Raw genomic sequence first — 13,462 nt, 5'->3', positions numbered from 1 at the left:
CAAAGAGAGAACCTCTAAAATGCTTAAACAACTTGCACTTACTACCGCGCTTATTGCGAGTTTCGGGGCTGCACATGCTTACCAAGCGGAAATCAATGCAAACTACGAAAATACAAGCTTTGATGGTGACAGTGAAGACCTTGATACTTTTGGCATCAGTGGCAAGTACTACTTAAATGGAGTGAACACTAAAAATTCGCCACTTGCAGAGGCTGCTTTTTTAAGCAAAGCAAGCAACATTGGTCTTGGTTATGCGAACTCAAGTATTGATGAAGACGGCGCCGATTTAGAAATTGACACAGTCGGTTTAAATGGTGAATTTTTCATCCCAAACTCTCAATTTTATGTTTCTGGTAGCCTCAACCGCTCTGAAGTAACGGTTGAAAGTGAATTTGGTAAAGCATCAGATGATAATGTGGGTTATGCATTAGAAGCAGGTTACCTGCCTGTCGATGGGCTACTCATTGCGGCTGGTGTAGCCAAAGAAAATCTTGATCCAATGTATGTTTCAAAAAATGGCTTCATTGATACATTCTCAAATATCTCCACAGTAGCAGACGATACAGCTGTGACCTTACGCGCTAAATATGTGACTCAAATTGGTAACCATTTTACCAATTTTGAAGGTGCAACATACTTTGGCGATGAAACTGCTTACCGCTTAGGTGCCGATTTATATATCGATCCAACCTTAAGTGTTGGTGTTTCATTTATGGATACAACATTCGATGACTTTGACACTGTTTGGGCTGTTCGCGCGCAAAAATTCTTTACGCCTGCTATTGCTGTTGGCTTGAACTACACAACAACGGAAGATGCTGATTCATACGGTATCAATGGTACATTCCGCTTCTAATTGAAACAAAAATGTATTAAAAAAACCGCTCTATAGAGCGGTTTTTTAGTGTTGTTCTAAATGCAAAATGCGAAGTTGTACGCTGACATTGCCACGAAATTCATTTTTATCCAGCTCATAGACCAAACGAACGTGATGATTCATCTCGTTGAACTGGTATTTGTCTGCCGCATTAAAAGCAATAGCATCCACGATCTGCCCGTTGTCTAAAGCAACTCGTAATTTTAAATGTACTTCTTTCAGCCAGCGGAAATCTAAAATTTGAAAATTTCCTTCAAAAATAGGCGCTGGAAACTTTTGCCCCCATGGACTAATCTGCTGTAGAAGATCGACCGTTTCAACCTGAATATTTTCTGCGGGGAGCTCACCGTCAGTCCATAAAGTCGCAGTAAATAAACGTTCATCCTGCGCTGCCATCAATGCTTCAAAGGCCTGTTTAAACGCTTCAAAATGTTTTTTTTGAATGGTTAAACCCGCTGCCGCGGCATGCCCACCAAAGTGGCTGACCAAATGGGGATATTGCTCAGCAACACACTCAATAGCATCGCGAATATGCACGCCTTCAATCGAGCGTGCAGAACCTTTGATATGCATCCCATCTTCATCTGCAGCAAACACGATACTCGGACGATGAAACTGTTCTTTTAAGCGCCCCGCAACAATACCTATCACCCCTTGATGCCAATGCGGCTCGAACATGATTAAAGCTGTAGGTAAGGCTGTATCATCTAGTTGAATTTGATCCAAGGCCGTTAAAGCCTCTTGTTTCATCGCCGCTTCCACTTGACGACGCTCCATATTCAACTGATTCAGTTGTTCTGCCAATGGATAAGCAGTAGCAAAGTCCTGTGCCAATAGACATTCAATCCCAATATCCATGGTTTCCATACGACCTGCCGCATTAATACGTGGTCCCAGTACAAACCCCAAATCTTGCGCTTTTAAACTTGCAGCCTCTCGACCTGCAATCTCCAGTAAAGCACTAATGCCGGGACGACATAAATGCTGTTGAATGCGCTTCAGCCCGACATCGACCAAGATGCGATTGTTATAGTCAAGACTCGCAACATCGGCATAAGTCCCCAAGGCCACCAAATCCAGATACTGACTCATGACTGCCGAAGACTTATTCAGCTTTTTACGATAGCTCGATAAGTTGGCTAAAACATAAAAGGCAACCCCCACCCCAGCTAAGGCTTTACTTGGAAAATCACAGCCCAACTGGTTCGGATTCACTACCGCTTGGGCACTGGGAGTTGGCTTGGTTGTCAAATGGTGATCGGTAATAATTACCTGCATACCATGATCTTGCGCTTGTTTCACGCCGTCATGACTGGAAATACCGTTATCAACCGTAATCAATAAATCAGGTGTAAAAGTGGTAAATGCCAAATCCGCAATCGCAGGGGTTAAACCATAACCATATTTAAAGCGGTCTGGCACCAGATACTCTACCTGCGCTCCCATTTCTCGCAAAGCCAAGATCATCAAAGCGGTACTGGTTGCACCATCTGCATCATAATCGCCGACAATGACGATTTTGTGATGCTGATCAATTGCAACATCCATCAACTGAATAGCTTCGTTTAAGCCTTTCATATTAGGTGCTAGTAGATGCTTGAGCTTTAACTCCAGCTCCTGCTTTGACACCATCCCACGACGGGCTAAAATTTCTGCAAGAAATGCAGGAACATCCTGAAATAATTCAGGACGGGTAATGAAGGGTCTTTGCTTAATTTGAATGGATGACATTTAAGGCATCAAACGCTTTAGTGCCCAAACATCGTGCTGTTTTTCATAACTTAAACGATCATGCAAACGGTTCGGACGCCCTTGCCAAAATTCATAATAGTCAGGCTCAAGACGATAGCCGCCCCAAAAGACGGGTTTATTTAGCTCTGACTTACCTTCAACTTGGTTCTGCAATTGCTCAAAACGTTGTTGCAAGACTTCACGGCTTTCAATCACACCACTTTGGGGTGTACTAATATGTGCCGCAATTTGGCTATCTCGTGGACGCTTATGGTAGTAGTCCGTCGATTCTGCTTCAGAAATTTTGACCACTTTACCACCAATGCGAATCTGACGTTCCTGCTCTTGCCAATAGAACAATAACTCTGCATATGGGTTTTCTGCCAGATCATTGCCTTTTTGACTGTCATAATTGGTATAAAAATCATATCCTACTTCAGTTGCACCACGTAGCAATACCGTGCGCACATGTGGACGACCCTGCACACTTGCTGTCGCCAGTGACATGGCATAAGGCTCGTGCAGTTGAGCCTCTAAAGCATGATTAAACCAAAGCAAGAACTGAGCATGCGGATGGGCTTCTACCCGATCTTCACGCAACTCACCTTTTTGGTAACTTAAACGAAGCTCACTGAGATCTTTAATTAAATCAGTCATTTTTCACTCCCAATTAAGCCGCGTTCGCACGTACAGCATCAGCCAATGCATGAGCTAAAGTATTGACTTCATCAGGGTCATCCCCTTCCACCATGACACGAATCACAGGCTCTGTGCCTGATTTACGAATCAACAAACGACCACGACCTTTAAGTTGCTGCTCGGCTTTATCAAATTCAGCCACCAAAGCAGGCACCGCATAAGGGTCAAACATCGCCTCTAAACGTACATTCACCAACACATTTGGTAGAAGCTTAAAGTCAGCAACCAATTCATGTAGCGCTTTCTTCTGCTCGACCATCACAGTAAGCACTTGTAGGGCGGCAATAATGGCATCCCCAGTGGTACTTTTATCCAAGGTTAAGATATGCCCTGATGGCTCACCGCCAATAGCCCAGCCTTTTTCTTCTAGGCCTTGTAGGACATAGCGATCACCCACTTTGGCACGTAATAACGCTACACCAGCTTTTTCTAAAGCCAGCTCTAAAGCCATATTTGACATTAAGGTGCCCACTATTCCAGCAGGCTTTTTAGCGCTCTGTGTTGCCAAGATATATAAAATATGGTCGCCATCAATTAGCTTGCCATCTTTATCCACCAAAATAACGCGGTCTGCATCCCCATCAAAGGCAATCCCCAGATCAGCTTTGTGTTTCACTACGAGTTGCTGCAAATGCTCAGGATAAGTCGAACCACATTGCTCATTGATATTTACACCATTAGGCTCATTATGAATGGCAATGACTTTGGCACCGAGCTCACGAAAAACCGATGGACCCACGTTATATGCAGCACCATTTGCGCAATCCACCACAATGGTTAAATCATTCAAGTCTAAATGGTATGGAAATGTGGATTTACAAAATTCAATATAGCGGCCATTGGCATCTTTTACGCGGACACTTTTACCTAAGTTTGCCGTGTCTTCAATCACTAATTCTTTTTCAAGTTCCTGATTAATTTCTTCTTGGATAGCATCTGGTAGTTTCTTTCCTTCACTGGAAAAGAACTTAATTCCATTATCAAAATAAGGATTATGTGATGCTGAGATCACAATGCCCAAACTTGCATGTAAAGCACGAGTCAAATGCGCAATCGCAGGGGTCGGCAATGGGCCCAATAAATGTACATACACCCCTGCTGCATTTAAACCTGCTTGCAATGCTGACTCCAGAATATAACCGGATAAACGTGTATCTTTTCCGAGTACCACCAATGGTTTTGATTTTTTACTGTGGCGTTTTAAAACTTTCCCTGCGGCAAAGCCTAATTTGAGTGCAAATTCAGGGGTAATAGGGAGGACGCCAAACTTACCGCGAATACCATCGGTACCAAAATAACTCATGTTCTACTCACTTCTTAATGGTGATCTATATCATCACTTTTTTACTCACGACACTTTACACCAAAACGAAAAAGCCGTCATAAAAATGACGGCTTTTACATTCAACAATTCGTATAACTTTATTAGCCAACGCGATAGTTTGGTGCTTCTTTGGTAATCGTTACGTCATGAACATGTGACTCAGACATACCTGCCGAAGTAATTTTCACAAACTTCGCATTTTGGCGAAGATCTTCAATCACAGATGAACCCGTATAACCCATAGAAGAACGTAAACCGCCCATCATTTGGTGCACAATGTTACCCATTGGTCCCTTGTATGGCACACGACCTTCGATCCCTTCAGGAACAAGTTTCTCAGCACCTGCTTTAGAGTCTTGGAAATAGCGATCTGCAGAACCTGTTGCTCCTGCCATCGCGCCCAATGAACCCATACCACGATACGCTTTATAGTAGCGACCTTGGAAGAATTCCACTTCACCTGGTGCCTCTTCAGTTCCTGCAAGGAGTGAACCAACCATAATCGTACTCGCACCCGCGCCAATCGCTTTCGCCATATCGCCAGAGAAACGAATACCACCATCGGCGATCAATGGAATTTGATCTTTCAGTGCATTAGCAACACTATCAATCGCAGAAATCTGCGGCATACCAATACCAGCCACAATACGTGTGGTACAGATTGAACCTGGGCCGATACCGACTTTGACCGCATCTGCACCTGCATCAAGCAATGCCAATGCTGCATCACCAGTTGCAATATTACCGCCAATCACTTGGACTTGTGGGTAATTCGCTTTCACCCAACGTACACGCTCGATCACACCCGCAGAGTGACCATGCGCCGTATCCACGACAATCGCATCTACACCCGCTTCAACCAAAGCTTCGACACGGCTTGGTGTTTCTACACCTGTACCGACTGCAGCACCTACGCGTAAGCGACCAAGGTCATCTTTACAGCTACTTGGATAGCTTTCCGCTTTACGGAAGTCAGTAACTGTAATTAAGCCTTTAAGTTCGTTGTGTTCACCCACAACCAGAACTTTTTCAATGCGATGCTTTTGTAGCAATGCTTGAATGTTTTCTTTCGATTCACCTTCACGAACAGTCACAAGGCGGTCTTGACCAGTCATGATGTTGCTTACAGGTTGCTCAAGGTTGGTTTCAAAACGTGTGTCGCGACCTGTCACAATACCGACCACTTTGCCATCTTTCACAACAGGTACACCGCTGATGTTGTTGGCTTGTGTAATTGAGATCAATTCGCGTACTGTAGTTTCAGGTGTCACAGTGATTGGATCTTTCACCATCCCTGCTTCAAATTTTTTCACACGACGGACTTCTGCAGCTTGTGCAGCAATATCCATGTTCTTGTGCAAAATACCAATACCACCGTTTTGCGCCATCGCAATCGCCATACGTGATTCAGTCACCGTATCCATTGCTGCTGAAACAAGGGGGATATTTAAATTAATGCCGCGCGTGAATCGTGTCTTTAATGAGACATCTTTTGGGAGAACAGTAGAATAGGCAGGGAGTAATAGGACATCATCAAAAGTTAACGCGTCTTGAACGATGGTCAACATGGCAGTCTCACTGGTAATTTCCGTGCGCTATTATAAACAAATATGAACTTAAATTTCATTTCAATTGAAAATTTATTTTTTTATCTTAGAAAATAAAGTGATAAAACCCATATTTTATGTGAGACCTTCACTTTCACCTTTATTTTTTATTTCTTGTTTTAAGATGAATTTGATTTACTTTCAAAAACTATAAAAGCAGAGCCTTGACTCTGCTTTTATCAATTAACACACTTGATCAAAACCTTCATCATTGACGGCAATGCTCGCGTCCAATTGCACAAATGGAATCATATTGTGCGCACGTCGGGCTTTGTTGCACTGATCATCAGCGATTTGAACTTCTTTACATGAAGAGCTACGCTGTTCATACATCCCACAACTAACGTGCTCACCAATGGTGCCTTGCAGTGCGATACAGCGTGGGCTGGCTTGATTGGTTCCAACCATGCATGAATACACAGCCGTCACTGGCTCTGTGTAATGTTCAGGCATGGAGATGCCTTCAGTCCAATAAAATGAGACTCTAAAAAAGGCACAACATGCCCCGCAGCTTAAACAGGCATCTTCCGTTGGAACTTGAGACAACATCCTTTATATTCTCATTTTCAAAAACTTTTTTTGGAAGAAAATATTAAAAAAATTGTGGTTGCCAAACAAGCAAAATTTACGACTATTTTGTCACTTAAGTTGGACAGGTAAAAACACTCTCATCCATCAAGTCTGTACCGCACTCCAAAGTTTCAATCCAGTCTAAAAATTGATGAATCTGCTCGTGACCAATAAATGGTGTCCCATGCTGCGGTACAATCATTTCGACATCCATCGTACGAACCATATTGACCCATAAACGAATCACTTTGTTATTGCACATATAACGCTGATGAAACCCTTTCATTTTAGGAATATGCGCAGCAAAGTTTTCTAAAGGTTTAGATGCATCCTCTACCATCGATGCCCCCATATCGCCTGAAAATAGAATCTTGGCAATTGGGTCATAAAACTGAAAATTACCCACCGAATGTAGAAAATGCGCAGGCACAGCAATAATCGAAGACTGCCCCAACGTAATCACCTGACCGTGGTCAGGCAGCTCCACCAAACGATCCAGCCAGTTGCCTTTCATCCGCTCACTCATAAAAGCAGAGTTCAAGTGGGGTAAAAATCGTGCCCAAAGTTTAGAAGCCACCACTTTCGCTTCGGTATAGACCAACCAACGCGGCATTGAGGTAATAATGTCAGGGTCTTGGTGTGAGGCCATCACAAAATCAAGATTGGTCAAACGGGTATATTTATTCAACTCCATGGTCAGTGGCACATAGGTTAAATCCCCCCCTGGATCTAAGACCGCAGCACGCTCATGGTCAATAATTAAAAACTGATTTGCCTGTACACCCTCGCCTTTGACCAAGCTGGTAAAGCTAATACACTTATGTGTGCCATCATCATATAAAACCTGTGACGTTGTGCGGTCAAATGCCATGCCCATCCCCTCAAAATGCTGTTTTTCTTAAAAGACTTTTTAATACCTACAACATATATGGATTTACACAAACTTACAATGCATTTGCGACCAATATCATTTGATATATCAATAAATTGAAGATCATTATTCAATAAAAAATCCCGATTTTTTAGGTCGGGATTCTTTTTTTCTACAGTGAATTAGAAGAAATAATGCTGGATAAGTGTCGCAACACCAATGACCAAGAAAATGGCAGCACCAATTTTATGAATTAAGGCAATTGGCAACTTGGTCGCCAACTTATCGCCAATAAAGACTGCTGGCGCATTGGCCAACATCATCCCAAAAGTCGTACCCAACATCACCCAAACTATACTGTCAAAACGTGCCGCTAAAGCCACTGTCGCAATTTGAGTTTTATCACCAATTTCGGCCAAGAAGAACAACACAAACGTTGCGCCAAACACCCCAAGTTTCTGCCATTTCTTAATGCTACCAGACTCATCATCCAATTGATCAGGAATCAACATCCAACCCGCCATAGCAATAAAACCAATCGAGAGAATCCAGATCAGCACATCAGGGCTTAGAACCGTGGTAATCCATTGGCCTAAAACAGCTGAGACACCATGGTTAATAATGGTCGCCAGCAAAATAGCCAATAAAATTGGGATAGGTTTACGGAAACGTGCAGCAAGTAACAATGCAAGTAGTTGGGTCTTATCGCCCATTTCAGCTAAAGCCACGATGGCTGTAGAGAGGAGGAATTCATACATGATGTCTTTCTCTGGCTAGCATAACAAATACCAATGACTCACCGCTCCTGCTAGCCAAAAATCTGCAGAGTGGTAAATCAAAGGTCTTGCCAACAAAAGAAAGCTCTTTAGAAGCTCATTTGGTTCTTTGCTATGATGACCATGCTCGTTTTAGAACAAATATGTTGACCATCACCTGTTCTTACGAACAGCGGCTACTCCCCAATGAAGTAATGCCATGTTAGGCGAAAATACGTTTTTTGGCAATCTCTAAATAGAAAAGACCCTGCCGAAGCAGAGTCTTTATCGAAGTATTTTTTCAGAATTTCCAGCCTTTCTCTTTTGATAAGAGAAGCCAGCAGGGTAAAAACTAGATCATCAGATCAGCAAAGTACGGATGTCTTTGAGCAACTTGGTCAGCTTATTGGTAAAGCGTGCGGCATCAGCCCCATTAATCACACGGTGATCATAAGACAATGACAACGGCAACATCAGTTTCGGATCGAAACTTTGACCATTCCATACGGGTTGCATCGTCGCTGGGGAAATACCCAAAATCGCGACTTGTGGCCAGTTCACCAGTGGTGTAAATGCTGTACCGCCAATTGCACCTAAGCTTGAAATCGTGAAGTTTGCACCTTGTAGGTCTTTAGGGGAAAGTTTCTTATCACGTGCTTTCTGACCCAATACACCAAGCTCCACCGCAATGTCTTTAATCGACTTCTGGTCTGGATTCCGTAGTACAGGAACAGTTAAACCATCTGGTGTTGCTACAGCAATGCCCATATGGATTTCGTTACGCAACAGTACAGACTTGCCATCATCAGCCAAGTGACCGGCAAAATCACGTTCTTCTTTGAGTAAATGCGCAACAGCTTTAATAATGAAAGCCATAATGGTCAAGCTAATGCCATCTTTCTTAAAGTTACCTTTAAGATCATTACGCCATGCTTCCAGCTCAGTAATATCCGCCAAATCAAACTGAGTGACTTGTGGAATAAAATTATTTAAAGACAACTGTGGAATAGAGACTTGTTGCAAACGTGTCAGCACTTTCTCTTCTACACCACCAAACGCACTAAAGTCAGGCAGTTTCGGTAAGCCCGCGGCGGCAGCAGCCGTCGCAGCAGGTGCAGTTTGCGGTGCTGTTAAGCGACCTTTCACATAAGCAAAAATGTCATCTTTCATTAAACGCGCATGCGGCCCAGAGGCCTTTACTTCTGCCAGCACTACGCCCAATTCACGCGCCAGTTTACGTACCGCAGGACCCGCGTAGACTTTAGCATTGGCTGCATTTTGCTCTTTGGTTAGCTTATCTGCACCCTGAACTGCTGGTGCAGCCTGTACAGTAGATGCTACCACTGGCACAGTTGCAGCTTGAGCAGCTGTAGGTTTCGCTGGTGTCTGAGTAACCGCTTGTGCCACTGATACAGGGGCTTGGCCCTCAGCTTCAATGGTCACTAAAGCCACACCTTCCGATACATTTTGTCCCAATGCAACATGAATGGCTTTAATCACACCTGCTGTTGTACTTGGTACTTCAACCGTTGCTTTGTCTGACTCAACCACGATGATACTCTGGTCTTTTTCAACCGTATCACCGACTGACACCAAAATTTCAGCAACAGCCGCTTTGTCTACACCCAAGTCAGGCACTGCAATTTCAACCGCACCTACAGGCGTAGCAGCAACTTGTGGTGCCGCTTCAGCAGGCTGAGCTTGAGGTGCTACAACTGGCTTAGGCTCAACAGTCACTGGTGCAACTGAAGCTGCTGTTTTTACAGTCAGAATCACCACACCCTCTTTAACACTATCACCCACTTGAATGCTAATTGATTGCACTGTACCTGAAACCGTACTCGGGACTTCAACGGTGGCTTTGTCTGACTCAACCACAAGAATGCTTTGATCGACGTCAATTTGATCGCCAACTGACACCAAAATTTCACCAACGGTTGCTTTTTCCACACCAATGTCTGGCACTTGCACATCAATCACTTGTGATGCTGTAGTCGCAGCGGGTGTAACTGTTTCAGCAACAGCAGCGGGTGCTGTCTTTTCTTCAGCTTGTACAACTTCAGTCTGTGCTTGTGCTAATGGCGCTTCAGTTTGTCCCTCGGCTTCCAGCTCAATCAGTGCTGCACCTTCGGCAACCGAATCACCTAAGTTCACCAAAATACTCTTCACCACGCCAGTTGAAGTGCTCGGCACTTCAACAGAGGCTTTGTCAGATTCTAGTAAAATAATGCTGTCATCAACACTAATGCGATCACCGACTTTTACTAAGATTTCAGCGACGGTCGCCTTATCTACACCAATATCAGGAGTCGTAATTTGCATGATTATTTCTCCTCTTTGTAGTCTGCAACAGCATGCACTTCAGGTGTTGCTTGCGGTGCCCAAGCCACAGGACGGTCCGTATCTAATTCAAAATTAGAAATAGCATCTTTGACTAAGCGTGCATCTACTTCACCTTCATCAGCCAGCTTCTTCAACGTTGCAACCACAATGTGTGCCGCATCTACACCGAAGTAACTTCGCAGGTTGGCACGCGTATCTGAGCGACCATAACCATCTGTACCCAATGCAACAAATGGGCGACCATCTGGTAGATACGCACGGATTTGTTCGCTATAGGCACGCATATGATCTGTTGCAGAAACAACAATACCAGCTTTGCTACGTAACTGTTGAGACACCCAAGCTTCTTTTACATCTTCAGTTACAGGGTGTAAGCGGTTGTACTCTTCACATGCCATACCATCACGTGCTAACTCGTTGAAGCTGGTCACGCTCCACACGTTTGAGTGAATTTGGTATTCATCACGTAAGATTTTCGCAGCCTTAATCACTTCACGCAGAATTACACCTGAACCCAACAGCTGAACCGTAGCTTTTTCATCTTCTTGGAACAGGTACATACCACGTTTGATGCCTTCCTCAGCACCCACTGGCATCTCAGGATGCTCGTAGTTTTCGTTCATGACTGTTAAGTAATAGAACACACGCTCTTGGTTGACATACATACGTTGTAAACCATCATGCACAATGACCGCTAACTCATAACCGAAACATGGGTCATAAGAGACACAGTTTGGAATCGTGTTCGCAAGGATATGCGAGTGACCATCTTGGTGTTGTAAACCTTCACCGTTTAGCGTGGTACGACCTGCTGTTGCACCCAATAAGAAACCTTGCGCTTGTGCATCGCCTGCTGCCCATGCAATGTCCCCAATACGTTGGAAACCAAACATTGAGTAGTACATGTACATCGGAATCATTGGCAAGTTATTGGTTGAATAACTGGTTGCCAACGCCGCCCATGCACTCATCGCACCCGCTTCGTTGATCCCTTCTTGTAACATATGACCGTCTTTGGCTTCACGGTAATGCATCAATTGTTCTTGGTCTTCAGGTGTATATTTTTGACCGTGTGCGGCATAAATACCCAACTGACGGAACATACCTTCTAAACCAAACGTACGCGCTTCATCAGGAACGATTGGCACAACACGGTCTTTAATCGCTTTTTCTTTCAAGAGTGAAGAAATCAAACGCACCATCACCATGGTGGTTGACTGCTCCTTACCTGCTGAGCCTTTTAACACTGCATCAAACACAGACAGTGCAGGAATAGCCAGCTGCTCGCTTTCTTTACGACGTGCAGGTAAGTAACCACCCAAGGCCTCACGACGTGCCTTCATGTATTTCAATTCAGGGGAGTTTTCGCTTGGGCGATAGAACGGAACTTCTTCTAATTGCTCATCGGTAAATGGCAAGTTGAAACGGTTACGCACGTATTTCAATGAATCAATCTGCATCTTTTTGATTTGGTGCGTTTTATTGACCGCTTCAATTTCTTCAGATAAACCATAACCTTTTACCGTTTTCGCCAGAATTACGGTCGGTTGGCCTTTGGCTTTCATCGCTTCAGCATAAGCTGCAAACACTTTGTATGGATCGTGACCACCACGGTTCAGGTTATCAATATCCTCATCGCTGAGATCTTTGATTAATTCTTTCGCTTCAGGATACTTGCCAAAGAATTTCTCACGCGTGTAAGCACCACCTTTGACTTGGTAGCGTTGATAGTCACCATCTACCGCTTCTTCCATCACTGCTTTTAAAGCACCAGTGCTGTCTTTAGCAAGTAACGGATCCCAATGACGACCCCATACCACTTTAATGACACGCCAGCCTGCACCACGGAATAGAGATTCTAATTCTTGAATGATTTTACCGTTACCACGGACAGGACCATCCAGACGTTGTAAGTTACAGTTCACCACCCAAATCAAGTTATCGAGTTTTTCACGTCCAGCCAGTGAGATTGCACCTGTACTTTCAGGTTCGTCCATCTCACCATCACCTAGATACGCCCAGACTTTACGGTCTTCTTCTTTGATCAAACCACGGTTCATCAAGTACTTTTGAATATGTGCTTGATAAATCGACATAATTGGTCCTAGACCCATTGATACGGTCGGGAACTGCCAATAGTCAGGCATTAAATACGGGTGCGGATACGAAGGTAAACCAATCCCTCCGACTTCGCGGCGGAAATTATTTAAATGTTCTTCAGTTAAACGACCTTCAAGGAATGAACGTGCATAGATGCCTGGCGCACAGTGACCTTGATAATAGATCATGTCCCCGCCAAAATTGTCGTTATTGGCACGGAAAAAGTGGTTAAAGCCGACATCATATAAAGTTGCTGAAGATGCAAAGCTGGCCAAGTGACCACCTAAATCATCACCCGTTTTATTGGCACGGAGCACCATCGCTAGCGCATTCCAACGAATCAACGCACGGATACGACGCTCCATGTCTTGATCGCCTGGCATTGCAGGTTCTTCAGCCACTGAAATTGTATTTAAATAAGGCGTGTTTAAACGCTGAATAGGGACATGTTTAGCGATTGCTTGTTGATACAGTTTTTCCAGTAGAAAAGCTGCACGCTCAGTCCCCATGTGTTGTAAAACGGAGTCAAACGCATCTTGCCATTCTTGCGTTTCTTGCGCGTCAGTATCACCATAAAACGCCATA

10 protein-coding genes and 1 riboswitch are annotated in these 13,462 nt (G+C 44.0%); of the genes, 1 reads left to right on the top strand and 9 read right to left on the bottom strand.

Annotated elements, in window-relative coordinates; genetic code table 11:
- Window positions 1-19 precede the first annotated feature (19 nt).
- On the top strand, window positions 20-856 hold the full coding sequence (locus CDG62_RS03610) for a putative porin (RefSeq protein WP_087526691.1): 837 nt from the start codon (window positions 20-22) through the stop codon (window positions 854-856).
- Between the two features lie 45 nt (window positions 857-901).
- On the opposite strand, the gene recJ is transcribed toward CDG62_RS03610, so the two are convergent.
- The 9 genes from recJ to aceE all read right to left on the bottom strand — a co-directional run bounded on the left by recJ (window position 902) and on the right by aceE (window position 13,461).
- Entirely contained in the window at window positions 902-2,608 is a 1,707-nt protein-coding gene (gene recJ / locus CDG62_RS03605) for a single-stranded-DNA-specific exonuclease RecJ (protein WP_087526690.1), read from the bottom strand.
- On the bottom strand, window positions 2,609-3,265 hold the full coding sequence (pdxH, locus tag CDG62_RS03600) for a pyridoxamine 5'-phosphate oxidase (RefSeq protein WP_087526689.1): 657 nt from the start codon (window positions 3,263-3,265) through the stop codon (window positions 2,609-2,611).
- A 13-nt stretch (window positions 3,266-3,278) separates the two neighbouring features.
- A complete protein-coding gene (gene glmM, locus CDG62_RS03595) occupies window positions 3,279-4,610 on the bottom strand; it encodes a phosphoglucosamine mutase (RefSeq protein WP_087526688.1) in 1,332 nt (443 codons plus the stop codon).
- Between the two features lie 122 nt (window positions 4,611-4,732).
- Window positions 4,733-6,199 (bottom strand): IMP dehydrogenase, encoded by a 1,467-nt coding sequence (gene guaB, locus CDG62_RS03590; RefSeq protein ID WP_004691717.1) that lies wholly within the window; start codon window positions 6,197-6,199, stop codon window positions 4,733-4,735.
- A 222-nt stretch (window positions 6,200-6,421) separates the two neighbouring features.
- Entirely contained in the window at window positions 6,422-6,787 is a 366-nt protein-coding gene (locus tag CDG62_RS03585; RefSeq protein WP_087526687.1) for a YkgJ family cysteine cluster protein, read from the bottom strand.
- 94 nt (window positions 6,788-6,881) lie between these two features.
- The gene (locus CDG62_RS03580) at window positions 6,882-7,679 is read right to left on the bottom strand and encodes an MBL fold metallo-hydrolase (protein WP_004978265.1); all 798 of its coding nucleotides are present in this window, start codon (window positions 7,677-7,679) and stop codon (window positions 6,882-6,884) included.
- A 182-nt stretch (window positions 7,680-7,861) separates the two neighbouring features.
- The gene (locus CDG62_RS03575; protein ID WP_087526686.1) at window positions 7,862-8,437 is read right to left on the bottom strand and encodes a TMEM165/GDT1 family protein; all 576 of its coding nucleotides are present in this window, start codon (window positions 8,435-8,437) and stop codon (window positions 7,862-7,864) included.
- A 76-nt stretch (window positions 8,438-8,513) separates the two neighbouring features.
- Window positions 8,514-8,652, bottom strand: a riboswitch (yybP-ykoY riboswitch).
- A 142-nt stretch (window positions 8,653-8,794) separates the two neighbouring features.
- Window positions 8,795-10,756 (bottom strand): 2-oxo acid dehydrogenase subunit E2, encoded by a 1,962-nt coding sequence (locus CDG62_RS03570; RefSeq protein ID WP_087526685.1) that lies wholly within the window; start codon window positions 10,754-10,756, stop codon window positions 8,795-8,797.
- Window positions 10,757-10,758: 2 nt separating this feature from the next.
- Window positions 10,759-13,461: a pyruvate dehydrogenase (acetyl-transferring), homodimeric type gene (gene aceE, locus CDG62_RS03565; RefSeq protein WP_087526684.1), complete on the bottom strand. Its 2,703-nt coding sequence runs from the start codon at window positions 13,459-13,461 to the stop codon at window positions 10,759-10,761.
- Window position 13,462: the final 1 nt, after the last annotated feature.

The sequence above is a fragment of the Acinetobacter sp. WCHA55 genome, from assembly GCF_002165305.2.
Classification (GTDB): domain Bacteria; phylum Pseudomonadota; class Gammaproteobacteria; order Pseudomonadales; family Moraxellaceae; genus Acinetobacter.
This window is presented reverse-complemented; position numbering and strand designations above follow the sequence as displayed.